The sequence below is a fragment of the Stakelama saccharophila genome (assembly GCF_032229225.1).
Classification (GTDB): domain Bacteria; phylum Pseudomonadota; class Alphaproteobacteria; order Sphingomonadales; family Sphingomonadaceae; genus Sphingomonas; species Sphingomonas saccharophila.
The window spans coordinates 1,261,267-1,281,565 of the sequence record NZ_CP135076.1; the positions used below are offsets into that span (position 1 = coordinate 1,261,267).

Genomic DNA, 20,299 nt, shown 5'->3' on the forward strand with positions numbered 1-20,299 from the left:
TTATGGGACCTGCTTCTTTTCCAGCTTTCGCGCCAGCGTGCGGCGGTGCATGCCGAGGCGTCGCGCGGCTTCGGAGATGTTGAAATCCGTTTCCGCCAGCACTTGATTGATATGTTCCCATTCGAGCGTCTTGATCGACGTGGTGCGCGACGGCAGCGGCGCGGCGACGTCGCCCTCGGTGCGGCGGAACGCCTCCTCGATATCGTCGCTGTTGGACGGTTTGGCGAGATAGTGCGACGCGCCGAGCTTGATCGCCTCCACCGCCGTGCCGATGCTGGCATAGCCGGTGAGGACGACGATGATCGTGTCGGGGCTGTTGGCGTGCAGCGCCTTGACGCAGCCGAGCCCGGATTCGGTGCCGAGCTTCAGGTCGACGACCGCGTAATCGGGCGTGCGCGCGGCGATATGCTCCCGGACCGCCTCCGGCGAGGGCGCGATCGACACGTCATAGCCGCGCCGCTGGAAGGAGCGGCCGAGCGTTCTGGCGAAATCGGCGTCGTCCTCGACGATGAGCAGCGTTCGGTCAGTCACGATCCTCCTCGCCCGGTGGCAGTTCCAGCGCCGAAAGCGGCAGCCGCAACGCGATCAGCGCGCCGCCGCCGGATTGGTTGCGCGCGCTCGCCTGTCCGCCCAGCTTGCGCATCACGTTGACGACCAGGAACAGGCCGAGCCCGCCGGTTCCCGTCTTGGTCGTGGCATAGGGGCGGCCGAAATCCGCCAGCATGTCCGGCGCGAAGCCGGGGCCGTCGTCGGCGATGTCGATCGCGATCGTGCCGTCTTCGCAGGCGGCGGTCACGCGGACGCAGGTGGCGCCGGCCTCTTTCGCATTGTCGAACACGTTCCAGAGAACCTGGCGCAACGCGATGTCCGCGATGATGCGGATGTCCGTGCCTACGGCAAGATCAGCCGCCATCGCCACGCCCGGATTGCGCTGCCGCCATTCGGCGCAGGCGTCGCGGAGGAAGTGGTGCAGGGATGTGATCGTCGGGTTTTCGCCGCGCGCCTCGCCCGCGGAATGCAGGATGCCGCCGACGATGGCCTTGCAGCGCACGAGCGCCCGCTGCATTTCCCGAACCTCTTCGGCAAGATGTGCGTCGCGCATCAGGCGGTCGTCCTTCGCCCAGTCGTTCGCGATCACCGAGACCGTGGCGAGCGGCGTGCCGAGTTCGTGCGCCGCACCGGAGGCGAGCAGCCCCATGCGCACGATATGATCCTCTTCGGCGGCGTGCTGTCGCAAATCGGCCAGGCGGGCGTCGCGGGCGCGCAGATTGGCGTTGATGCGCGTGACGAACAGCACGAGCAGCACGGCGACGAGCGTGAACGCGACCAGCGCGCCGATGATGTAGAGGTCGAACAACCCGATCTTCAGCCGCGCCGGCAGTTCGAGGCGCCGATGCGCCTGGACGAGGAAGACGAAGCAGCCGCTGGTGACCGCGACCAGAATCCAGCTCGACCAGATATCGAGCAGCACCGCACCCAGCACCACCTGCAACAGGTAGAGCGAAACGAACGGGTTGGTGGCCCCGCCGCTCCAGTAGAGGAGCGCGGTCAGCGCGGCGACGTCGAGCAGGAGCGCGGCCAGCACCTCCGCGTTCGAAACGTCGCGCCGACGGCGCAGACCGATCGTGCTGACGACGTTCAGCGCCACCAGCGCGGCGATGACCAGCAGCATCGGCGCGAGCGGTAGCGCGACACCCATGCCGTGACGCACGATCAGCACCGTGGCGAGCTGGCCCGCCACCGCCAGCCAGCGCAGATTGATGAGCTGGCGCATATTGTCGCGCCCGGCGGCCTGGGTCGGCGCCAGCCGGCGAAAGGCGCGGGCGGGGGGCACGGAGATCATCGTCGCCGACGCTAGCGCAATCGCCGCTCGTCCACGACCAGGAAAACCAGCGCGCCGGCGGTCATTGCCGCCAGCGCGAACCAGGTGAGCGCATAGCCCAGATGGTTGTTGGGGAAACTGACGACGGTCAGGCCACCCACCGGCAGGCGATCGCCGCCCCCGCCGGGCCGGGCGTCGGCATCGATGAAATAGGGCGCGACGCGGTCCAGTCCGCGCGCGGTCGCGATCGCGCGGACATCGCGGGAGTACCAGCGGCCGGCCGCCGGATCGTTGTCGCGCAGGAACCCGCCGCCCGGCTGGCTGATACGCAGCAGGCCCGTCACCCGGACCTTTCCGCCGGGTGACGGCGGGGCCGCTGTGCCGGCCGGCACGAAGCCGCGATTGACCAGCACGACGAAACCGCGGTCGCTTTCGAGCGGCGACAGGACCCAGTGCCCGACGCCGAGATCGGTGCTCGCCTGCACGAGCGTGTTCGGCACGTCGAGATACCGGCCCGCAATGCGGACGTGCGCATATTCGGCCGACTTTTCGCTGACCTGCGGCCAGCGGGCGGGGCCTGGCGCGGCCCTCGGCGCGGCATGGATGCGGTGCTCGACCCGCGCGATCAGATCCAGCTTCCACGCGCGGCGATGGACCTGCCAGACACCGAGCGCGACGAAGCCGGCGAACACCGCCAGCCCGACCGCGAAGAGGATGCCGAGCCGAAGGGCGGAGCGCGGCCGCCGTGCCGGTTCGGCCGGTGGAGCAGGGGGCGGCGGCGCCCCACCGGGGACACCGCCGTTCGTCACGGCGCGGCGCTCGTGACGCCCGGGCTCATCGGCATCATATTGTTGTTGAGATGGTACATGACCCAGATCGAGCCCGTCAGCGTGATGACGACGAGGATGAGAGTGAAAATCAGCGCCATCATCGACCAGCCGCCCTCCGACTTCGGATTCATGTGCAGGAAATAGACCATGTGGACCACGATCTGCACCAGCGCCAGGCCGAGGATGACGAAGGCCGCGGTCGTCGGGTTGGCGATCACGTCGGCCATCACCAGCCAGAAGGGGATGGCGGTCAGGACCACCGACAGGCCGAAGCCGATCAGATAGCCCTTGAGCGAACCGTGCGCGCCGCCTTCGTCATGGCTGTGGTGATCGTGATTGGCGGTGTCGGTGCTCATCCCAGCACTCCCATCAGATAGACAAAGGTGAAGACGCCGATCCAGATGACGTCGAGAAAGTGCCAGAACATCGACAGGCACATCAGGCGCCGGGCGTTGGCGGGGATCAGCCCCTTCTGCGCGAGCTGGATCATCAGCGTCACCAGCCACACGATGCCGAACGTCACGTGCAGACCGTGCGTGCCGACAAGCGTGAAGAAGGCGGACAGAAAACCGCTGCGCCACGGACCCGCACCCTCGGCGATCAGGTTCGAGAACTCGAACAGCTCGATGCCGAGAAAGGCGAGGCCGAACAGCCCGGTGATCGCCAGCCACGCAAGCGTCGCGCCGAGCCGCTTGCGCTCCATCGCCAGCATGGCGAAGCCGTAGGTGATGGACGAGAACAGCAGCATCGCCGTGTTCACCGCCACCAGCGGCAGCTCGAACAGTTCGTGCGGGCCGGGGCCGCCGGCGAAGCTGCGACCCAGCACCGCATAGGTGGCGAACAGAACGGCAAAGATGAGGCAATCGCTCATCAGGTAGATCCAGAAGCCCAGCATGGTGCTGGCGCCGTCGGGATGCGCGTGCTCGTCGGTGTCGTAGAAGCGCGGCGGCTGGCCGGTCGCGGTCATGGTCGTGCTGCTCATTGGCCTGCCCCCTTCGCTTCGGCCAGTCGCGCCGTGCGCGCATGTTCGGTGCGCACCACCTCCTCGCGCGGGATGTGGAAATCGCGGGTATAGTTGAAGGTGTGGCCGATCGCGACGGCGATCATGCCGGCGAAGCTGGCCGCGGCGAGCCACCAGATATGCCATACCATCGCGAAGCCCAGCGCCACGCTGAGGCCGGCCAGGATGACGCCGGTGCCGGTATTCTTCGGCATGTGGATGGCCTTGAAACCTTCGGTCGGGCGCTGGGCGCCGCGGCACTTCATGTCCCACCAGGCATCGCTGTCGTGAACGACGGGCGTGAAGGCGAAATTATAATCCGGCGGCGGTGACGAGGTCGACCATTCCAGTGTGCGGCCGTGCCACGGATCGCCGGTCGTGTCGCGCAGCGCCTCCCGGTCGCGGATCGAGACGTAGAACTGCATCAGCATGCAGGCGATGCCGAGCGCGATCAGCACCGCGCCGACGGCCGCGACGATGAAGAAGGGCTGCAAGGTGGGATCGTCGAAGTGGCGCAGGCGGCGGGTCACGCCCATCAGGCCGAGCGCGTAGAGCGGCATGAAGGCGAGATAGAAGCCGATCACCCACATCCAGAAGGAGCGCTTGCCCCATTTCGGGTCGAGCTTGAAGCCAAACGCCTTGGGAAACCAGAAATTGATGCCGGCGAACAGCCCGAACAGCACGCCGCCGATGATCACGTTGTGGAAGTGCGCGATCAGGAACAGCGAGTTGTGCAGCACGAAGTCGGCGGGCGGCACGGCCAGCATCACGCCCGTCATGCCGCCGATGACGAAGGTCAGCATGAAGGCCAGCGTCCACATCATCGGCAGCTCGAAACGGATGCGGCCGCGATACATGGTGAACAGCCAGTTGAAGATCTTCGCCCCCGTCGGGATCGAGATGATCATCGTCGTGATGCCGAAGAAGCTGTTGACGCTGGCGCCCGATCCCATGGTGAAGAAATGGTGCAGCCAGACGAGATAGGACAGGATGGTGATGACCACCGTCGCGTAGACCATCGAGGTATAGCCGAACAGGCGTTTGCCCGAGAAGGTCGACACCACTTCGGAATAGATGCCGAAGGCCGGCAGGATCAGGATGTAGACTTCCGGATGGCCCCAGATCCAGATCAGGTTCACATACATCATGGCGTTGCCGCCCATGGTGTTGGTGAAGAAGTGGAAGTCGAGATACCGGTCGAGGCTGAGCAGCACCAGCACCGCCGTCAGCACCGGGAAGGCGGCGACGATCAGCACGTTGGTGCACAGCGACGTCCAGGTGAAGATCGGCATCTTCATCAGCGACATGCCCGGCGCGCGCATCTTCACGATCGTCGCGATCAGGTTCACGCCCGATAGCAGGGTGCCGATACCGGCTATCTGCAGGCCCCAGATATAATAGTCCACGCCGACGCCGGGCGAGTGCAGGAGGCCGGAAAGCGGCGGATAAGCGAGCCAGCCGGTGCGCGCATATTCGCCGATGAACAGCGAAATCATCGTGATCGCCGCGCCGGACGCCGTCATCCAGAAGCTGAAATTGTTGAGGAAGGGAAAGGACACGTCGCGCGCGCCGATCTGGAGCGGCACGACATAGTTCATCAGTCCCGTCACCAGCGGCATCGCCACGAAGAAGATCATGATGACGCCGTGCGCGGTGAAGATCTGGTCGTAATGCTCGGCGGGCAGATAGCCCTCGTTCCCGCCGAAGGCGATCGCCTGCTGCGCGCGCATCATCAGCGCGTCGGCGAAACCGCGCAGCAGCATGATCAGCCCCATCACCATGTACATGATGCCGATCTTCTTGTGATCGACGCTGGTGAACCAGTCGCGCCACAGCGGCCCCCACAGGCGGAAATAGGTGAGCGCGCCCAGCACCGCGCCGCCGCCCACGGCGACCATGGCGAAAGTGGCGATCAGGATCGGCTCGTGCAGCGGAATCGCATCGAGCGTGAGGCGCCCGAAGATCGGACTGTCGGGGATCGGGGGATGGGTCATGGGTTTCGTTCGCTCAGAGGGACTGGCCGGTCGCGGCGGCGGTGGCGGCGGTTTCGCGTCGGGGCGGCGTGCGGCCGGGCGCCGACAGGCCGGCCCCGGTCAGCGGCGCATTGGCCGCGACCGGTTCGTCGGCCGATGCCGCCTTGTCCTGCATCATGTGACGGCCTGCTTCGTGGGTGCCCGATTTGCCGCGTGCGGTGCGCGCATCCCGGCGCATCATCTCGCCCATGCAGGTCGCGCCGGGTTCGACGCACATGTTGAGGATCGCCGGATAGAGGCCGTCGCCGACCGCGGCGTAACGCTTTACGGGCACGTTCTCGCTCGGTTTCGCCAGGTCGCGATAGGTCGCCCGATCGAGCGACCGTCCGCTGGACTTCGCCTCGGCGACCCACTGGCGAAAACCCGCATCGTCCAGCCCCAGGAAACGGAAGTCCATGCCGGAAAAGCCGTTGCCGCTATAGTTGGCGGAAAAGCCGTGATAGGCGCCGGGTTCGTTGATCACGGCGTGCAGCGTGGTCTCCATGCCGGGCATGGCATAGATCTGCCCCGCGAGCGCCGGGATGTAGAAGGAGTTCATCACGTCGGTCGCCGTGATCTTGAACTGCAGCGGCCGGTCGACCGGCGCGGCGAGCTCGTTCACCGTCGCGATGCCGTATTCGGGATAGATGAACAGCCATTTCCAGTCCATCGCCACCACGTCGACTTCCAGCGGCTTGTTCGCCACGTCGAGCGTGCGGTTGGCGTCGATCCGCTCGATCTTGCGATAGGGGTCGAGCGTGTGCGTGCCCAGCCAGGTGATCGCGCCCAGGCAGATGATGATGAGCAGCGGTGCGGACCAGATCAGCAGTTCGAGCTGGGTCGAATGATCCCAGTCGGGTTCGTAGGTCGCCTCGGTATTCGTGTGGCGATAGCGCCAGGCGAACAGCACGGTCAGCGCCATTACCGGCAGGATGATCAGCAGCATGAGGACGACGGAGATGACGAGCAGGTCGCGCTGCTGCGCCGCAACATATCCTGAGGGATCGAGCACGACGGCGTTGCAGGCGCCCAGCAGCGCCAAGGCCGGCAGGATGAACAATATCCGGGCGGCGGAATTCCGCCGCGAAAACGAATCGTTGATCGGGATCATGGCGCCCACTTAAGAGATTTCCTCCGGCATGCCCATTGGACAGTTTGTCCAATCCTGCCGCAGTTGCGAACATGCTATACCGCAGCGCAACTGGATAGTGCTATAGGCCCGGATGCTGTATGAAGAAAGAGCGTCCATGCCACGTTCTTGCGATTGGGAGTAACGATTGATGACAGCCGGCAGCGAACCCGACTCCGGTGCGATGGAGCGCGACGCGCGACAGGTGAACGTGCGCGACACGCGTGTCGCGCCGGGAGAGATCGCGATCGGCGTGGTCATCGGACGGACGTCCGAATTCTTCGACTTTTTCGTCTACGCGATCGCGTCGGTGCTGGTCTTTCCCGTCTACGTCTTTCCCTATGTCGACCGGTTGACGGGCACGATGTATTCCTTCGGGCTGTTCGCGCTGGCCTTCGTCGCGCGGCCGGTGGGGACGCTGATCTTCATGGCCGTCGACCGGCTGTACGGGCGGGCGACCAAGCTGACGATCGCGCTGTTCCTGCTCGGATGCTCGACGGTGGCGGTAGCGTTCCTGCCGGGATACGAATCGATCGGGATCTGGTCGGCGATCCTGCTGGGGGTGTTCCGCATCGGCCAGGGGCTGGCGCTCGGCGGCGCATGGGACGGTCTCGCATCGCTCCTGTCGCTCAACGCGCCCGAAAATCGTCGCGGATGGTATGCGATGATTCCGCAACTCGGTGCGCCGCTCGGTCTGATCGTGGCGAGCGCGCTGTTCGCCTATTTCGTGTCCAGCCTGTCGGCGGTGGATTTCCTCGACTGGGGCTGGCGCTATCCCTTCTTCTGCGCCTTCACCATCAATGTCGTCGCGCTGTTCGCGCGGTTGCGCCTCGTCAGCACGCCCGATTTCACCAAACTGTTCGAAAGCCGCGACCTGCAGCCGACGCCGGTCGTCAAGACGCTGGAAAAGGAAGGTCGCAACGTCATCATCGGGGCCTTCGCGCCGCTGGCGAGCTTTGCCCTGTTCCACATGGTGACGGTCTTTCCGCTGTCCTGGATCTTCCTGTTCACGGACGAGGTGCCGTCGCGCTTCCTGATCATCGAGGCGGTCGCCGCCTTTTTCGGCCTGGGAGCCATCGTCCTGTCCGGCCATCTCGCCGATCGGGTGGGGCGGCGGACGCTGCTCGCCATTTCCGCGGCGGCGATCGCAGCCTTCAGCGGCTTCGCGCCGCAATTGCTCGATGCCGGCGACGTGGGCGAGATCATCTTCATGGTCGGCGGCTTCATCATTCTCGGCATTTCCTTCGGCCAGTGCTCGGGTGTCGTCGCGTCGAACTTTCCGCGCTCGGAACGCTATACCGGTGCGGCGCTGACGTCGGACATCGCCTGGCTGTTCGGCGCCGGATTTGCGCCGCTGGCGGCGCTGCTGTTGGCGTCGCACTGGGGCATCCTCGCCGCCGGCGGCTATCTGCTGTCGGGTGCGCTCGCGACATTGGTGGCGCTGTGGATCAGCAAGACCCTGGGGCAGGAGGAACGCCCCGAGACCGTGCAACCGCAACCCGCATGATCGCAGGCGCGGCCGCGGCGTCTAACGCGCATCCGGCGCCTGAGGTGTTTTGCGAAGGTGCGCGGCAAGGGCGGCGAAGGCATCGCTTTCGCCCGCCCTCGCCAGGTCCGCTTCCAGCGCGCGGTACAGGGCGAGCAGCCGTTCGCCGAACGCGGTAAGCCGCGCGCCGCTGCGCTTGCCGCCGCCGGCCGTCGTCTCCACCACGCGTTCCGCCCAGCAGCGGTTCATGCCGTCGACCAGCATCCAGGTGCGGCGATAGCTCATGCCCATGGCGCGGGCCGCGCGCGAGATTGATCCAGCCGCGCGGATCGCATCCAGAAGGTCCGCCTTGCCCGGCCCCATGGCGATCTCTTCGCCGCAATAAAGCTGGGCCTTCACCTTCAGCGGACCGATCCGCATCACCGCCTCCCCGTGCTTCGGGTCGCGTCGTCGAACTTGTCGCGCTTGCGCCGGCCGAACAGCAGTTCGCGTTCAAGCTCGCCGCGCAAGGCGGCATAATAGGCATCCAGGAACATCCGGTCGTCAAGCGAATCCGTCCGCCCGAGCTTGCGCCGGATAGCGCCGGCGACAAGGGTGATCGCGTCGGCATCGTCGCGTCGCAGCACGTCTTCCAGTCGTTGCAGCTCGAACTGGCCGTAAGCGGCGAGGTCCTGCGGCGAGAAACGGGGCACGGCGCCGTGTTCTTCGGCCCGGCGCAGGAGGTCGACGCCCATCGCCCGGCGCTGGTTGAACACGACCCAGGTTCCCGCGACGAGGTCGCCCGCGCGCAGCCGGTCCCGGTTGAACAGCGGAAAGAACAGGAACAAGAGCGCCCAGCAGAAGCCGAAAATGGCGACCCAGCGATCGACGAAGCCCTCGATCGCCCCCACGCCCAGAAAGGTCAGGGGCAGGAATATCTCCAGTTCGCGCAGCAGATTGCGCGCGACCACCGCGCCGCCCGTCAGCCGCCCGCCGTCGCGCGCAACGACGCGCATCTTCAGGATCCGCTTGCCGATCGTCGCGGCGCGCCGGCCGCTTTCCATTAGGGTGAAGTAGAAGTTTCGCAGCAGGAAAAAGACGAGGAGCCACAATACCGCGATCACGCCGGGATAGGTCTTCCCGATCGCGCGAAAGGCGAGGACGGCAGCGATGGTCATGGCGACCATCGCGACGACGAGCACCAGGCAGTCGAGCAGGAAGGCACCGGCCCGCGCGCCGGCGCCTGCCAGTTCGAGGCGGAGCGTTACGCCTTCGGGAGTCGTCAGTTCGCGATCGAGGCTGCGCGCGCGATCCTCACGTCCGGTCATGGCGGCGTCCCGACAGGCCGAAATAGGCGATCCAGAGGCACAGCATCACCCCCGCGACGGCGAAACGCGCGGCGTCGTCGGTGACGAGCTGGCGCCCGAATCCTTCCAGCAGGCCGGCGACAAGCAGCATCAGGACCACCCCGATCATCACCAGCGCGGCCCGTTTCCCCGCTTCGGCCGCCGCGCGGACCCGGCCCTCTCGCCCCGGCAGCGCGACCGCGCGACCGATATGCAGGCCGGCCCCGCCGGCCAGAATGATGGCGCTGATCTCCGTCGTGCCGTGGATGGCGAGCCAGCCGGTCAGCCCGACGCCCAGCCCGTGCGGCACGAAGGCGGCATAGAGTGCGCCCAGGATCGCCCCGTTCTGCGCGATCAGGAACATGGTGGGAATCCCGAAGGCGAAACCGAGCGCGAAGGACAGGATGGTGATCTGCGAATTGTGGGTGAACAGGAAGGTGGCGAAGATTTCCAGCCCGCCATGCTGCGGCGGATTGTACAGCGTGCCGCGCAGATAGTCGGCCGACGCCTGCATGTTCCGGCCATTGGCCAGCCCTTCCGGAAGAATGGCGGAAAACCAGGCGGGGTCGGAACGCACCAGGAAATAGGCGGCGACGGCGGAGGCGAAGAACAGCGCGGCGGTCAGTGCCGCTTCGGGTGCGATGGCGCGCACCGCATGCGGCAGATCCCGACGGAAATAGCTCGCGAGCCGGCGTCCCCACGGCTCGCGACAGCCATAAAGGACGAAATAGGCGCGGGTGCACAGATCCTCCAGATACGCGATCATCGCGGCGTCGAGCGAGGTATCGCGCGCGACCGACAGGGCCGACAGCGCGGCGCGGTACAGGCGGGGCAACGCCATCAGGTCGGCATCGGTGAGGCGGCGCAGCGACTTGTGCTCGACCCGGTCGAGCAGATCCTCGAGGCGGCGCCAGTCCGCCTCGCGCTCGGCGCGGAAATGGCGCGCGGCGAATCTGGGCATGGTCGTGTTCATGCGCGCTCCCGCAAGGACAGGTAGCGATCGACCAGGGTCAGCGGCATCGCATCCGGCCGTGCCTGGATCACGTCTATGCCCAGGCGTTTCAGCCGTTCGACGACGATCCGGCGCTCGCGCAGCAATTCGTGCGCGGCATTGGCCCGGACCACGTCGTCGGCCGCGCGCGGTCGGGCGTCGCGGATCGCCTCCAGCTCGACATCGTCGAAGATCACGAAGATCAGGCGATGCCGGCGGGCCACGCGCCGGGCCGCGGCGAGCATCAGTTCGGCGCTGGTCGGATCGGTGAATTCGGTGAACAAAAGGATGATGGAACGGCGGCGCAGCTTCGCGTCCAGCGCGCTGAGGCACAGCGTGTAGTTGCTTTCCTGTGCGCCGTAATCGATCGCGGCGGCGCTACGGTGGATTTCGGCGAAACCGCGGGCATGGGCCACCGTTCCGCTGTCGATGCCCGGCTGCGCGGCGAAGGAGAAGAGGCGCGTGCAGTCCCCGGCCTTCAGCGCGACGAAGGCGGCGAGCAGCGCCGCCGACACGGCATGATCGACACGCGGAACGCCCTGCAGCGGATCCGCCATGGCGCGCCCGGCATCCACGGCCAGCACGATCGCATTGTCGCGCTCGGTACGATATTCGCGCGCCAGCAGGCTGGCATGACGCGCGGACGCTTTCCAGTCGATCGCGCGTCGTTCCATGCCCGGCTGAAAGTCGGTGAGCGCCTGGAACTCGCTTCCGTCCCCGCTTTCCGCGCGCATCCGCGCGCCGAACCGGGTGCTGCGCAGATATTGGCGCATGCCCTGTTCGCGCACCGGGCGCAGATTGGGCAATATCCGTATGACGCGGTCGGAGGTGCGGGTGACCTGGCGCCAGGCGAGACCCAGCGGCCCCCGGCGCCGCGCCCAGATCCGGCGCAGCGCCGCCTGTCCGCGCCGGGTGGCGGCATAATGCAGCGGCGATCCGGGCACCTCCGCCAGCGGCGGGCCGATGTCCGCGGCGTAGTGCAGGCCGTGTGCATCGGCCTGCATGGACCCGTCCGGGCGCAGGATCACCGTATCGCCGACCCAGATCGACGGCGGGGCCGCGAGATCGAGCGTGCGCGGCGGCCGGGGCGTCAGCAGCGCATCGACGAGCGTCAGGATCACGATCAGCGCGATCCAGGCCAGGATCGCAAGCCAGCCGCCCGGCACCAGCACGCCGGCCACCAGCGCCACCGGCGCGGCGCCGGCGACGAGATAGATGGCGCGGCGGCCGGGATAGATCATCGCGGCGCTTCGGTCTGGTCGATCAGGCCGGCAACGACGTCGTCGACGCGCCGCCCGTCGATTTCGGCCGACGGCGACAGGGTGACGCGGTGGCGCAACAGCGGTCGGGCGAGCAGTTTCACGTCGTCGGGGATGACATAATCGCGCCCATCGAGCGCGGCGGCGGCGCGGGCGGCGCCGGCCAGCGCCGATGCGGCGCGCGGCGAAGCACCGGTGGCGATGTCGGGATGCTCGCGCGTGGCGCGGACCAGGTCGACGATATAGCCGATGACCGGTTCCGACAGCCGGATCGCCCCGACCGCAGCGCCCGCCGCGTCGATCGCCTCGGCGTCGGCGACCTGCGCGACGCCGCTGTCCTCGGGATGGGGCGATCCGGAGCGTGCGCCATATTGCGCGACGATGGCGCGTTCGGCGGCGATGTCGGGATAATCGATCGCGATCTTGAACAGAAAGCGGTCAAGCTGCGCCTCCGGCAGGGGATAGACGCCCTGCTGCTCGATCGGGTTCTGGGTGGCGAGGACGGTGAAATGGTCGGACAGCCGTTCGGTGCGGCCGTCCAGCGTGACCGCGCGTTCCTGCATCGCTTCCAGCAGCGCGGCCTGCGTCTTGGGCGGCGTGCGGTTGATCTCGTCGGCGAGGAGCAGCTCGCAGAAGACCGGGCCGCGCGTCAGGGTGAAGGTCGAGGTCTGGAAATTGAACAGGCTGGAGCCGAGAATATCGCCCGGCATCAGGTCGGGCGTGAACTGGATGCGCCCATATTCCAGGCCCAGCGTCCGGGCGAAGCTCTGTGCAAGCAGCGTCTTGGCCGTTCCCGGCGGCCCCTCCAGCAGGACATGGCCGGGTGCCAGCAGCGCCACGGTCAGCAGGCGGACGACGGGCGACTGGCCGAGCACGGCCTTGCCGACCTCGCGGTCGATGGCGCTTCCCAGGTCCCGGACTTCGTCTAACGTCATGCAGTGATTTCCCTTCGCCAGTCGTCGATCGCCCTGCAGGCGTACAGCATTTCGGCTTCGGATCGCGCGGCTTTCGCCCGCGCCGCCAGTTCGGAGAAGCGCGGTCCATTGGGTGTTCGCGCATCGAGAAATCCGCGCAGTTCATCGGGCGACAGTCCGCGCGGCGCGTGCAGCCGGCGCGCGGTACGCTCGGCGACGGCGTCGGCATAATGGCCGCCGGCGCGGTGCGTCTTGCGGGCGAGCCGCGAGAGGGCGGCGATATTGTCCAGCAGCGCGCGCTTGCCGAACGCGATTCCGCGCGGCGCGGCACTCGCCGGTCCGAACCGGGCGAAGCTGGCGACCAGGGTGAGCAGTCCGGCCGCGATCAGGGCCAACGTCACCGCCAGGAAGGGCGGCACGAACATCAACCGCACCAGATTGCGCTCGCCGGGGCGGAAATGCAGCGTCGTGTCGAACAAGATGGCGGAAGCCGAGGATGGCGCAATCGCGTTCAGCATGGATAGCGCGGCCGCCGCGCCCCGCCGATCGCGAAGCGCGTGGTTGTTCACGAGATCGGGATCGGTGAGGATATAGGTGTTGCGATCGCCGATCTGGGCCAGCACCGCCTTGTCCCGTACCGTGATCAGCGGCGTCAGGCCCGGCCCCGACAACGCCTGCACCGCGCGGCGAAAGGGTGGCGGTGCATCACCGGTATAATCGGGCGCGGCGGCGGCCTTTGCCGGCGGCATGCGGAAGATCTTCCAGTCGTCGCGGCCCAGCGCCGGCAGGAAGCCGGCCGGATCGACCATGCCGACGATCGCGACGCGTTCGCTGCCGAAGGAAACGGGCCTGGTCTGCCATTTCGGCAGCACGATCAGCGTCGCGCGGCCCGCCGACCGGCGCTGCGCCATCATCGCATCCAGATCCTCGCGCACCGTTTCGGCTTCCAGCGGCAGGACCAGGAGTCCGGCCGTCGCGACGTCTTCGGCCCTATCGGCAAAGCGCGCGTGGCGGCCGGGCAGCGCGTCGACCAGCGCGTACAGCCCGTACAGACCGTCGCCTGCATGCGAGCGTGCGGGCGGCGGGCGGCCGAAGCGCTCGCCGATGTCGTTGCCGAAGCCGACGGTCAGCAGGAAGGCCGCGCCGAACAATAGGCCGAGGCCGATCAGGACGGCGACGGTGCGGGCGGCGAAGGGGCTGGCGCGATCCTCCACGGTCAGCGCCCACCCAGCGCGAAATCGCTATAGCCGCGCCGTGCCGCGTCCCAATCGCCGCGCAACAGGGGCCGGCCGGCGAACAGGCTGCGTTCCACCGCCGCGACGAGGTGCGAGAAGATGCCGCGGGCGTCGTCGGTGAGCACGGGGTCGCGGGTGATGTCCCGGCTGGTGAGCGAGGGGCGCAGATCCTCGCCGCGCCAGCGTTCGATGTCTTCGATGCTGCGGAACAGGATCAGGTGCACGGCCTCGGCATAACAGCCGCGGGCGGCGAGCATGTCCGCCTCTTCCAGCAGGCGGCGGGCGGTGCCGGGATCGGGGGTCCAGTCGGGTTCGGCCGCCTGTGCCCCGCCGTGACGCAGGTTTCGCCACCAGTGGCGCGCCGGCGGGAAGAAGGTCAGGATCAGGATCGCCGCGAGACCGAGCGCGACGACGCCGAGAATCCACCACCAGCCGTCGCCCACCCAGCGGGCGGCCGATTCGATTCCGTGCAACATGTCGAGAAGCCATTGCGGCGGCGGGTGCCGTTCCGTCTGCCGCACAGGCAGGTCGAACTGGATGCTCTTGTCGGCGAGAAGCCGGTGATGCGCGGCAGCGATCGAGCCGGGCTCGGCACCGGCCGGGGGCGGCGATGCCGCAGCCGTAGCGGCGGGTGAATCCGGTCCTGCCACGATATCCTGCCCCCTGATGCTGCGATGGCGGAACGGTCCATGGTGGTCTTGGAGCAAATCGGGAATTTGCGCGCAACGCTTTTCCTTGCCAAGGTCGCCCCGAAATCGGGGGGAAGAGGGGTTCATGGCCGGAATGATCGTGCTGGGATTTGTCCTGGCGGTGTTGCTGGTGATCGTGCTGGCGGTGGTGCTCGGCCTGCGCGAAGGGCGCGATCGGCCATGGTCGTTCGAGATCGGCGCGGTCATCGGCGGCGCGTTCCGGGCGATGGGCAGGCGGCCGCTGGGGATGTTCGGAACCGCGCTGATCGTGTCGGCGGTGCCGTTGATCGCGCTCTATTTCGCGCTGGGGGCGGTGCGGTTTCAGGACATCCATCCCGCCGCGCTGGGGCCTGCGGTGCTCCTTTACGTCGCGCTGTATCTGGTGGTGGCGGTCCTGGGGGACCTGGTGATCCTGCGCCTGGCCGTGACGGCCCTACGCGGGGAGGCGGAGCCGCCGGCCGAAACTATGCGCAATGTCCTTGCCGTGCTGCTGCCCGCGCTGTTCGCGGCGGTCGTGATGGGGATCGCCATCGCGATCGGTCTCGCCTTCCTGATCCTTCCCGGCCTGTTCCTCATCATCGTGTGGACCTGCGTGATGCCGGCGATCGTCGGCGACGGCACCTCCGTGTTCCAGGCGTTCGGGCGGAGCTACCGGCTGAGCGAGGGCGCGCGCGGGCGGATCCTCCTTCTGCGCATGCTGGTCTGGATCGGCTGGTTCGTCGCATCGCTGGCCGCCGGCATGATCGGCGGGATCGTGTCGACCATCCTTCCGGGGTCGCTGGTGCCGATATTGGTGATCAACCTGCTCAACGGCATGGTGTACGCGGTGCTGCGATCGACGGTGTCGGCATCGGTCTTCCACCATCTGCGCATCGCGAAGGAAGGCGATGACGGCGAGGAACTGGAAGCCGTTTTCGCCTGAACCGGCGACGAGCCGGTTTCCGGCGTGCCGAAGCGGTACGGATGCGAGATGGCATTTGCCACCGGGCCGGATGGAGTCCATGCTCGTTTCATGGAGACGAACCGGTGAACGAACTTGGATGCAACGAAGCGGTGGCACGGCGGACCGGAGCCGGTCGACCGCGCGACCCGGCAAAGGACGATGCCATCCTCGGCGCCGCGCGCGACCTGTTCTTCGAACGCGGCTTCAACGGCAGCACGATCGAGGAGATCGCGCAGCGCGCCAACGTGTCGAAAGTGACCGTGTACAAGCGTTTCTGCGACAAGGAGACGCTGTTCGCCACCTGCGTGCGGGCGGAGATGGCGCGCATGGCGAGCGCCTTCGACGCCGATGCGCCGATCGCCGGCGGATTGGAGGAGCGGCTGAACGCCTTCGGCACTGCGTTGATGAGCTTTCTCTCGCGCCCCAACCATGTCGCGCTCGACCGGGTGATGGCGCAGGAATTCGTGCAGATGCCGGCACTTGCGAAGCGCCTGTTCGAAGCGGGGCCGGCGCAGTCCCGCGCCCGTGTCGCGGAGGTTCTGGCGCAAGCGAGCGAAACCGGTGTGCTCGATTGTCCCGACCCGATCGCGGCGGCGGAGGATTTGATGGCGCTGTGGAAGGGAATGATGGACGTCGAGCTGAAGTTCGGTGTGCGCGATCGCGTGACCGAGGAAGAGATCGTCCGCCGGGTCGAGCATGGAACGGCCACGTTCCTACGCGCGTATGATGGCGGGAAAGGAGCCCGGAAATGAAGCGATACATGGTTCTGGCAGCAGCCGCGGCGGTGATGGTCGGCGGTTGCCAACAACAGGAGGCGGCGGATCAGCCGATCGAGACCGGCAATATGACCGGCGGGCCGGACAATTCCGCCAATATCGCGCAGGAAGTCGCCGAGCTGCCCGACCCGGCGCGCAACGCCGTGATGATCCGGGCGATCCTGGACGCCGGCATGAATTGCGAGGAGGTCACGAAATCGGTCCGGGACGAGCAGGGCAATTGGGAGGCGACCTGCTCGGACGGCGCCACCCACGTCATCGCGATCCAGCCGGACGGTACGGCGAAGGTGATCAGCCCCGTCCGCAAATAAACGGCAGGTTGCGGCAAGGCGGCGATCGCGCATAGTGCGGTCGTGAACGGACTGCACGACAAAGACCCGCAAACGGGGGCGGCCGGGCCGAGCCTGATCGCCCGCCTGACCGCCGGATGGCCTGGCAGGCGGCGGCCGGACGGTGCGCATGACATAGCCGCCCGAACCGACCCCGTGCCGGGTGATCGGCGCATCGGCCTTCCGGTCGCGATCGCGGCCATCTCGCTGGTTTGTGTGCCGGCGGCGACGCTCGGCCTGGCGAATCTGATGACGCGCACGGCCGAACGGCGGACCGAGCGGCTGGAAATCCAGGCGCAACCGATATTGGCGGCGCGACGGGCGATGACAGATGCACGGGTCGCGTTGCGCACGGGGCTTCGGCAACCGGCACCTGCCGCTTTGCTGGATGCGCTGGCTGCCGCATTGCCCGAAGATGCGCGGCTCGTATCGGTCGACGCGGCGGGGAACGGCGGCGTGACGATGCAGGTCGTGACGGATGATCCCGACCAGCTTCGCCGGGCGCTCCGGAGGGTGGAGGCGTTCCACGCCGTCCGCGACCTGTCGCAGCGGCGCGTCAACGCCGCCATGCTCGTCACGGTGCGGGCGCGGATCGGATGAACGGTCGCCAGCGTCTCCTCGTCAGCCTCGCCGGTATCGTGGCGCTGATCCTTGCCGTGCCCCTGACCACTGCTCTCGACCGCCTGTCCTCTGCGCGCTCGGACCTGACGGCGACGCGCGCGGCCGTCGCGACCGCGCCGACAGGCGCCCCGGTCGCTCGCGGCGCGGTGCGGCCTGCGGCGAATCTGCGCGCGGCGCAAGCGGACCTCGGCGGCGAGATACGCGACGAGGTGCGGCACAACGCGGTGCTGCTGGAGGCCCTGCGCGCCGATGGAACGACCGCGCCGCTCGCCGGCGTGTATTTCCAGATATCCGGCGAGGAAAAGGCCGTCATCGCGGTCGCCGACGCGCTTTCCGACCCGCGGACGGGGAGGGTGTTTCACTGGTGGCGGATGGAAGCGCTGGCCGACGGCCAGGTTCGCCTGCGCGCCGTGATGGTGGCGCCGTGGCGGGCATGACGCGCAATTCCCTGCTCATCGCCGCCATTCTGGCGGTCGCGGTGTCGATAACCGTCCTTCTGCTCCTGCCCGCCCAGGACGAGCGGGTGCGCCGGCCGGCGTCGGACGGCCCGGCCGTGACGCTGCCGGCGGACGGGCAAGCGCCGGCGCTGCGCGCGGTCTATGCCCGGCCCCTGTTCGCGCCGTTGCCGGGCGAGGGGGATGCGACCGCCATGCCGGCCGACGCACCGGACCTGGCCGGAATCGTCGGCCGTCTCGATCAGGGCGCGGTGGCGCTCGTGCGCCTGGCGGACGGTTCGGTGCGCAGCCTTGCGCCGGGCGACGCGGTTGGTGGCTGGCGGCTGGTGTCGCTGGCCAGCGACGCCGCCTTTTTCGAGCGCGGGGGCCGGCAGCTACGCGTACCGATCGCCACCGCGCAGCCCGATGGTGCCGATCAGTAGATACCGTCGATTTCCACCGTCAGCCGCGGCGCCGGGGGATTGATGAGCAGGCTGCCGTCATCCGAAAGTTCCTGTTCTTCCTGGCGCAGGCGGGCGTATTTCTGCTTGGCGAGCCTGTCCGCGTCGTCGGTGTCGCGCAGGATCGTGGGGCGCAGGAAGATGAATAGAATCCGCTTGTTGTGTTCCTCGCGCCGCGCACGGAACAGGTTGCCGATGACGGGAATGTCGCCCAGCAGCGGTACACGCTTTTCGCTTTCGGTGCGATCGTCGGAAATCAGGCCGCCCAGCACGATCGTCTCGCCATTGTCGGCGAGCACCTTGGTCGTGATCTGGCGCCGGTTCGTGATCAGGTCGGAGGCGCCGGAGATCGTGATACTGGCCAGCGAGGATACTTCCTGGCTGACGTCGAGGCGCACCACCTCTCCCGCATTGATGCGCGGGATGACCTTCAGCGTGATGCCGACGTCGCGGCGCTCGATCGTGGTATAGGGCGTGACGTCGCTATTGTCGGTCAGGATCGAGCCGGTGACGAAGGGCACGTTCTGGCCCACGACGATCTCCGCAGGAGAATTGTCGAGCACCGTCACCTGCGGCGTGGACAGCAGATTGGCATTGTCGGACGTGCCCAGCGCCTGGACCAGGACCGAAAAATCGTCGCCGATCGCGAGGTTGCCGGTCAGGCCGTTGCCCAGCAGGTTCCCCGCCGGAATTCCCAGCGCACTCAGGATGCCCGATAGCGGTTTGCCCGCGGTGTCGAACGACGTGCCGCCGCCCTCGACTTCGGACAGCACGCCGCCGGTCAGACCGAGCTGAACGCCGAGCTGTTCCGCCTCGTCCCCGCGGATTTCGGCGATCGCGGCCTCGATATGCACCTGCGGGCGGCGCACATCCAGATCATGGATCAGTCCGTCGATCGACTGGATCGCCTTGGGCGTGCCGCGCACGACGACCGCATTGAGCGACGGCGCCGGCTGTACCGTCAGGTCGGGCGTCGAGAACCCTTGTGCGCTTTCGCTGTCGCCGCGCGCGGGGAAGTCGATCGAGCTGGACGGCCCGCCGCCGCCGTCGGACGCCGACTGGCCGTTCAGCAGCCGGTCGGCATTGCCGTTGATGCCGCCGGCCAGGCTGTTCGACCGCGAACTCATCAGCTCGCCGGCGGTGAGGCCGCGGCGCGAATCGAGGCTGCGCGCGACCGGGTTGCTGACCGGTTGTTCGGCGCCCAGCACGCCGCGCAGCACCTCGGTCACCGACTCCGCATCGGCATAATTGAGGCGGAACATGCGGGTGATCGGCGTGGCCCCGCCGGGCTTGTCGAGCGAGGCGGCGATGCTGCGGGCCTGCGCCACCGATGCCGGGGTGCCGCGCACGATCACGCTGTTGCTGCGCGCATCGGCGGCGACCCGGGTGGTGGAATCGTCGCCCATCACCGACTGGATCGAATCCGCCACTTCCGGCGCGTTGCCGTTGTCGAGCTGGATGGTGGTGAAGCTCGACCCGCCGCCGCTGTCCAGCCGGTTCACCAACTGCTGGATGCGCGCAACATTGTCGGCATAGTCGGTGACGACGATCGCGTTGGGCGTGCTCAGCGGTTCGACGCTGCCGAAGGTCGCGACCAGCGGCCGGGCGATGCGCGCGGCATCCTCTGCCGGGACGTTGGACAGGCGGATCATGCGGGTGACGAGCTGTTCGCCGCCGGCGCTGCGGCTGGGCGCGCCGCCGTCGCGCACCGCCACCGTCTGCGGCACGATGCGCCAGGCGCGACCCGATCGCACCGCCGCGAAGCCGTTGGCGCGCAACACCGACTGGAACAGTTCCCAGACGCCGGCGGGCGACAGCGGCTGGGCGGAGGTCACCGTCACCTCGCCCTTCACGGCGGGATCGAGGATCAGTGTGCGACCGGTGAGCCGGGAAATCTGTTCGGCGACCTGGGCGATGTCGACGCCGTGCATGTTGACGACGATGTCGGCCGGCGGCCCATCCTGCGCCGCGGCGGGCTGCGCGATCAGACCGGCGAGCGCCAGGGCGAATATCGGGGTACGAAGCGCGTTCAGCACGAAATTG

General features: G+C 67.6%; 22 protein-coding genes. 7 read left to right on the top strand and 15 right to left on the bottom strand.

The features are described 5' to 3' along the window. The 7 genes from RPR59_RS05840 to cyoA form a co-directional block, all read right to left on the bottom strand. Nucleotides 1-534, bottom strand: coding sequence for a response regulator transcription factor (locus RPR59_RS05840; protein ID WP_313918356.1), 534 nt, complete (start codon nt 532-534; stop codon nt 1-3). Next, on the bottom strand, nt 524-1,843 hold the full coding sequence (locus tag RPR59_RS05845; RefSeq protein ID WP_313917627.1) for an ATP-binding protein: 1,320 nt from the start codon (nt 1,841-1,843) through the stop codon (nt 524-526). Before RPR59_RS05845 ends, RPR59_RS05840 begins: the two co-directional genes overlap by 11 nt. 11 nt (nt 1,844-1,854) lie before the next feature. Then, nucleotides 1,855-2,538 carry an SURF1 family protein gene (locus RPR59_RS05850; protein WP_432280307.1) on the bottom strand — a complete coding sequence of 228 codons (684 nt, stop codon included), beginning with the start codon at nt 2,536-2,538 and terminating at the stop codon, nt 1,855-1,857. 89 nt (nt 2,539-2,627) lie between these two features. Further along, entirely contained in the window at nt 2,628-3,008 is a 381-nt protein-coding gene (gene cyoD, locus RPR59_RS05855; protein ID WP_313917631.1) for a cytochrome o ubiquinol oxidase subunit IV, read from the bottom strand. Next, complete coding sequence (gene cyoC, locus RPR59_RS05860) at nt 3,005-3,634, bottom strand: cytochrome o ubiquinol oxidase subunit III (RefSeq protein ID WP_432280294.1); 630 nt, start codon at nt 3,632-3,634, stop codon at nt 3,005-3,007. The genes cyoD and cyoC overlap by 4 nt, the downstream gene beginning before the upstream one ends. Beyond that, nucleotides 3,631-5,646 (bottom strand): cytochrome o ubiquinol oxidase subunit I, encoded by a 2,016-nt coding sequence (gene cyoB / locus RPR59_RS05865; protein WP_313917633.1) that lies wholly within the window; start codon nt 5,644-5,646, stop codon nt 3,631-3,633. The genes cyoC and cyoB overlap by 4 nt, the downstream gene beginning before the upstream one ends. 13 nt (nt 5,647-5,659) lie before the next feature. Continuing rightward, nucleotides 5,660-6,775, bottom strand: coding sequence for a ubiquinol oxidase subunit II (cyoA, locus tag RPR59_RS05870; RefSeq protein ID WP_313918360.1), 1,116 nt, complete (start codon nt 6,773-6,775; stop codon nt 5,660-5,662). Nucleotides 6,776-6,944: 169 nt separating this feature from the next. Here cyoA and RPR59_RS05875 point away from each other — a divergent pair, with 169 nt between their 5' ends. Continuing rightward, a complete protein-coding gene (locus RPR59_RS05875) occupies nt 6,945-8,300 on the top strand; it encodes an MFS transporter (protein ID WP_313917635.1) in 1,356 nt (451 codons plus the stop codon). Between the two features lie 21 nt (nt 8,301-8,321). Here RPR59_RS05875 and RPR59_RS05880 read toward each other — a convergent pair whose 3' ends face one another. The 7 genes from RPR59_RS05880 to RPR59_RS05910 are packed head-to-tail and all read right to left on the bottom strand — an operon-like array spanning nt 8,322 to nt 14,653. Continuing rightward, entirely contained in the window at nt 8,322-8,699 is a 378-nt protein-coding gene (locus tag RPR59_RS05880) for a winged helix-turn-helix domain-containing protein (RefSeq protein ID WP_313917637.1), read from the bottom strand. Next, a complete protein-coding gene (locus RPR59_RS05885) occupies nt 8,699-9,586 on the bottom strand; it encodes an RDD family protein (protein WP_313917639.1) in 888 nt (295 codons plus the stop codon). Before RPR59_RS05885 ends, RPR59_RS05880 begins: the two co-directional genes overlap by 1 nt. Beyond that, nucleotides 9,573-10,577: a stage II sporulation protein M gene (locus tag RPR59_RS05890; protein WP_313917642.1), complete on the bottom strand. Its 1,005-nt coding sequence runs from the start codon at nt 10,575-10,577 to the stop codon at nt 9,573-9,575. The genes RPR59_RS05885 and RPR59_RS05890 overlap by 14 nt, the downstream gene beginning before the upstream one ends. Beyond that, on the bottom strand, nt 10,574-11,836 hold the full coding sequence (locus RPR59_RS05895) for a DUF58 domain-containing protein (protein WP_313917644.1): 1,263 nt from the start codon (nt 11,834-11,836) through the stop codon (nt 10,574-10,576). The genes RPR59_RS05890 and RPR59_RS05895 overlap by 4 nt, the downstream gene beginning before the upstream one ends. Beyond that, nucleotides 11,833-12,789, bottom strand: coding sequence for an AAA family ATPase (locus tag RPR59_RS05900; RefSeq protein ID WP_313917646.1), 957 nt, complete (start codon nt 12,787-12,789; stop codon nt 11,833-11,835). The genes RPR59_RS05895 and RPR59_RS05900 overlap by 4 nt, the downstream gene beginning before the upstream one ends. Further along, nucleotides 12,786-13,982 carry a hypothetical protein gene (locus RPR59_RS05905; protein WP_313917648.1) on the bottom strand — a complete coding sequence of 399 codons (1,197 nt, stop codon included), beginning with the start codon at nt 13,980-13,982 and terminating at the stop codon, nt 12,786-12,788. Before RPR59_RS05905 ends, RPR59_RS05900 begins: the two co-directional genes overlap by 4 nt. 2 nt (nt 13,983-13,984) lie before the next feature. Further along, entirely contained in the window at nt 13,985-14,653 is a 669-nt protein-coding gene (locus RPR59_RS05910) for a hypothetical protein (RefSeq protein ID WP_313917651.1), read from the bottom strand. A 124-nt stretch (nt 14,654-14,777) separates the two neighbouring features. Here RPR59_RS05910 and RPR59_RS05915 point away from each other — a divergent pair, with 124 nt between their 5' ends. The 6 genes from RPR59_RS05915 (at nt 14,778) to RPR59_RS05940 (ending at nt 18,238) form a co-directional block, all read left to right on the top strand. Continuing rightward, on the top strand, nt 14,778-15,614 hold the full coding sequence (locus tag RPR59_RS05915) for a hypothetical protein (RefSeq protein ID WP_313917653.1): 837 nt from the start codon (nt 14,778-14,780) through the stop codon (nt 15,612-15,614). A 104-nt stretch (nt 15,615-15,718) separates the two neighbouring features. After that, on the top strand, nt 15,719-16,387 hold the full coding sequence (locus tag RPR59_RS05920; protein WP_313917656.1) for a TetR/AcrR family transcriptional regulator: 669 nt from the start codon (nt 15,719-15,721) through the stop codon (nt 16,385-16,387). Then, nucleotides 16,384-16,722, top strand: coding sequence for a hypothetical protein (locus tag RPR59_RS05925; protein ID WP_313917658.1), 339 nt, complete (start codon nt 16,384-16,386; stop codon nt 16,720-16,722). Before RPR59_RS05920 ends, RPR59_RS05925 begins: the two co-directional genes overlap by 4 nt. Nucleotides 16,723-16,764: 42 nt before the next feature. Further along, nucleotides 16,765-17,340, top strand: a complete 576-nt coding sequence (locus RPR59_RS05930; protein WP_313917660.1) for a hypothetical protein — start codon at nt 16,765-16,767, stop codon at nt 17,338-17,340. Beyond that, the gene (locus tag RPR59_RS05935) at nt 17,337-17,798 is read left to right on the top strand and encodes a hypothetical protein (RefSeq protein WP_313917662.1); all 462 of its coding nucleotides are present in this window, start codon (nt 17,337-17,339) and stop codon (nt 17,796-17,798) included. The genes RPR59_RS05930 and RPR59_RS05935 overlap by 4 nt, the downstream gene beginning before the upstream one ends. Beyond that, nucleotides 17,795-18,238 carry a hypothetical protein gene (locus RPR59_RS05940; protein ID WP_313917664.1) on the top strand — a complete coding sequence of 148 codons (444 nt, stop codon included), beginning with the start codon at nt 17,795-17,797 and terminating at the stop codon, nt 18,236-18,238. The genes RPR59_RS05935 and RPR59_RS05940 overlap by 4 nt, the downstream gene beginning before the upstream one ends. Here the strand turns inward: RPR59_RS05940 and gspD are convergent. Then, nucleotides 18,232-20,292: a type II secretion system secretin GspD gene (gene gspD / locus RPR59_RS05945; RefSeq protein ID WP_313917666.1), complete on the bottom strand. Its 2,061-nt coding sequence runs from the start codon at nt 20,290-20,292 to the stop codon at nt 18,232-18,234. The two genes, RPR59_RS05940 and gspD, sit on opposite strands and share 7 nt — an antisense overlap. Nucleotides 20,293-20,299: the final 7 nt, after the last annotated feature.

Bases quoted from the DNA above. Each gene is read 5' to 3' on its own strand.
- cyoB (WP_313917633.1), bottom strand. From the start codon at position 5,646: ATGACCCATCCCCCGATCCCCGACAGTCCGATCTTCGGGCGCCTCACG.
- RPR59_RS05925 (WP_313917658.1), top strand. From the start codon at position 16,384: ATGAAGCGATACATGGTTCTGGCAGCAGCCGCGGCGGTGATGGTCGGC.
- RPR59_RS05845 (WP_313917627.1), bottom strand. From the start codon at position 1,843: ATGATCTCCGTGCCCCCCGCCCGCGCCTTTCGCCGGCTGGCGCCGACC.
- RPR59_RS05880 (WP_313917637.1), bottom strand. From the start codon at position 8,699: ATGCGGATCGGTCCGCTGAAGGTGAAGGCCCAGCTTTATTGCGGCGAA.
- RPR59_RS05915 (WP_313917653.1), top strand. From the start codon at position 14,778: ATGGCCGGAATGATCGTGCTGGGATTTGTCCTGGCGGTGTTGCTGGTG.
- RPR59_RS05875 (WP_313917635.1), top strand. From the start codon at position 6,945: ATGACAGCCGGCAGCGAACCCGACTCCGGTGCGATGGAGCGCGACGCG.
- RPR59_RS05890 (WP_313917642.1), bottom strand. From the start codon at position 10,577: ATGAACACGACCATGCCCAGATTCGCCGCGCGCCATTTCCGCGCCGAG.
- cyoA (WP_313918360.1), bottom strand. From the start codon at position 6,775: ATGATCCCGATCAACGATTCGTTTTCGCGGCGGAATTCCGCCGCCCGG.
- RPR59_RS05940 (WP_313917664.1), top strand. From the start codon at position 17,795: ATGACGCGCAATTCCCTGCTCATCGCCGCCATTCTGGCGGTCGCGGTG.
- cyoD (WP_313917631.1), bottom strand. From the start codon at position 3,008: ATGAGCACCGACACCGCCAATCACGATCACCACAGCCATGACGAAGGC.
- RPR59_RS05895 (WP_313917644.1), bottom strand. From the start codon at position 11,836: ATGATCTATCCCGGCCGCCGCGCCATCTATCTCGTCGCCGGCGCCGCG.
- RPR59_RS05935 (WP_313917662.1), top strand. From the start codon at position 17,337: ATGAACGGTCGCCAGCGTCTCCTCGTCAGCCTCGCCGGTATCGTGGCG.
- cyoC (WP_432280294.1), bottom strand. From the start codon at position 3,634: ATGAGCAGCACGACCATGACCGCGACCGGCCAGCCGCCGCGCTTCTAC.
- RPR59_RS05885 (WP_313917639.1), bottom strand. From the start codon at position 9,586: ATGACCGGACGTGAGGATCGCGCGCGCAGCCTCGATCGCGAACTGACG.
- RPR59_RS05900 (WP_313917646.1), bottom strand. From the start codon at position 12,789: ATGACGTTAGACGAAGTCCGGGACCTGGGAAGCGCCATCGACCGCGAG.